Source organism: Nocardia africana NBRC 100379 (assembly GCF_001612635.1).
GTDB classification, from domain to species: domain Bacteria; phylum Actinomycetota; class Actinomycetes; order Mycobacteriales; family Mycobacteriaceae; genus Nocardia; species Nocardia africana.
Window position 1 is genome coordinate 1 of the sequence record NZ_BDAV01000066.1, and the last position, 2,233, is coordinate 2,233.

Here is a 2,233-nt window from a genome sequence, read left to right on the forward strand (position 1 = left end):
CCACCGACGGTGACGGCTACGGCGCGCTGACCGGTCGTGTCGCTGATATTTGCACCGACGGTGACCTGGCGTGCTCGGCGCCCGACCACGCTGCCCTGCTACGCATCGGCGCGGAAATCGCCGCCCAAGCCGACCTGCGCGACCCGATCGCTGCCCTGTCGTCGATCAACGGACTGTTCTCGACAGCGATGGGACGAGCGTGGACCACCGTGCTCGCCGAGGACTTCCACACCGACCCCGGCAACGCCGACTACCTTCCGGGAAAACCGTTGGCGCAGCGGCTTACCGACGCCGCCGACCCCCGAACTCCCGCACCGGGACCGGATCAGGTGCAGGCAGCCGCCCAGCGATGGGATCAGATCACCGCCGCCGCTGTGGCGAACCCGCTCGGCATCGTGGCGAAGCTGGCCGGCCAACTCGCCGGCGCCTGGGGACAGTTGGTGGCCGACAACGCCGATCTGATCAACGCGGCGGTGTGGGTGCGCTACGGCGACACCGTTGCCCGCCACAACGGCTACCTCGCCAGCGGCCAACTCGCCTCCGGCGTCGCCTGGATGACCGCCCTCGCTCACGACGCCGCAGGACACCAGTCATGAACGACATCGGCACCGCCTTCTACACCCCGCCCACCCTCCACGACACCGAGGAGCCCGGCCGCATCCTGCGCATCCGCCCCACCGACACACCCGCGTTGACCGGGGCAGGCGCGGCGTGGCAGGTGCTCTACACCTCCACCGACAGCCACGGCGAACTCACCGCCGCCTCCGGCATCGTGATCGCCCCCGATACCGATCCGCAACTCGGGCCAGGCCCGATCCTGGTGTACTGCCCGAGCTTTCACGGTCTCGGCGGACCCTGCGCACCGTCTCGGCTGCTGGCCATCGGTGCCGAACCCGACACCGCGCCGATCACGGCGGCGCTGGGACGCGGCTGGATCGTCGCTGTCCCGGATGGGGAAAACCTCGGCATCACCGGGCAGGGCCCGCACACCTTCCTCGCCGGCCGCGCCGCAGCACACCATACCCTCGACCTCGCCCGCGCCACCGCCTCAATCCAGGAACTGAATACACAGAGATCGCCGGTTGTGGCGTGGGGTTATGCCGACGGTGCTCGCGCGGTCATGGTCGCGGCGCAGTTGCACCGCTCCTACGCACCGGAGGTTGACCTGCGCGGGATCGCGGCCGGCGCCACCATCACCGTTCCCGGCGCGCTGGTGGCATCGCTGAACACCGGTCCGTTTTCCGCGCTCGTGCTGGCCGGCCTCATCGGTTTGTCGCGCGCCTACCACCATCTGCCGCTGCGGCATGTGCTCTCTGCCGACGGCCGACAGATCATCGCCGAAGCCGAAACCCGCAGTGCTCCAATGCTGCTCGCGCAGTATCGGCGGCCGATCGAGCAGTGGTGCGACCGGGGACAGCCGTGGACCGATCCCATGTGGCATTACGTCCTGGCCCGCGAAACCATCCCCGTCGACCAGGTACCGAGCGTGCCGGTGCACCTCTACCACGGCGCTCGCGACGCGCTGGTGCCGATCGGGCAGAGCACCCGCCTGCTGTCGGCCTACCGCGAAGCCGGGGTCGAGGTGAGTTGGCGCAACTACGACTGCGGCCACCTCGACACCGCCCACGACGCCATCACCGAAACCATCGCCCACCTGGCCGACTACCTCAACCGCGCAGGAGAGGAGTGAAAAGCGATGCGGTACAGCAAAACCCGGAACATCCGGAAAATCGGCCGCGGCAACCTGGCTCGCCGGGTGTGCGTGACAGCGGTGGGGGCTGTGTTGATCGCTGGTGGTGGCGTCCAGGTAGCGACCGCTGACCCGGCGGTTCCGATCGGGGACCGGTGTCCGGCGCTGTTTGTGTTCGGCGTTCAGGGACCGGATGAGTCGGCGACCGACACCGCACCGACTGTGGACACCGGCGCCCTCGGCCAACTGTTCACGCCCCTGGCGGCGCACGCCGGCGAGCTGGTCCAACGTCTCTACATCCCTTATGGAGACAGCGACACCGGCGAGCCCCAACCCTACGACCAAGCCAGCACGAGCGCCGCGCAGCGCCTCGAATCCGAGGCCACTGAGGTCGTTCATCGTTGTCCGACAACGAAGCTCGCGGCGGCCGGATGGGGACAAGGCGCGGCAGCAGTCACCGATTTCGCCCACCGGGTCGGTGACAACACTGCCACCGTGGCCGCGGATTCCATTGCCGGGATCGCGCTGCTGGCCAACCCAGCG

At 69.0% G+C, this 2,233-nt stretch carries 2 protein-coding genes and 1 pseudogene; all 3 read left to right on the forward strand.

The window, feature by feature from the left end; translation table 11 throughout:
* A pseudogene (locus tag NA3_RS37965) lies at positions 1 to 596 on the forward strand (cutinase family protein); the annotation flags it as partial.
* Entirely contained in the window at positions 593 to 1,690 is a 1,098-nt protein-coding gene (locus tag NA3_RS35200) for a lipase family protein (protein WP_062969235.1), read from the forward strand. The pseudogene NA3_RS37965 and the gene NA3_RS35200, both read left to right, overlap by 4 nt.
* A 6-nt stretch (positions 1,691 to 1,696) precedes the next feature.
* Positions 1,697 to 2,233, forward strand: a 537-nt coding sequence (locus NA3_RS35205; RefSeq protein WP_157126654.1) for a cutinase family protein, incomplete at its 3' end; no start/stop codon positions are given.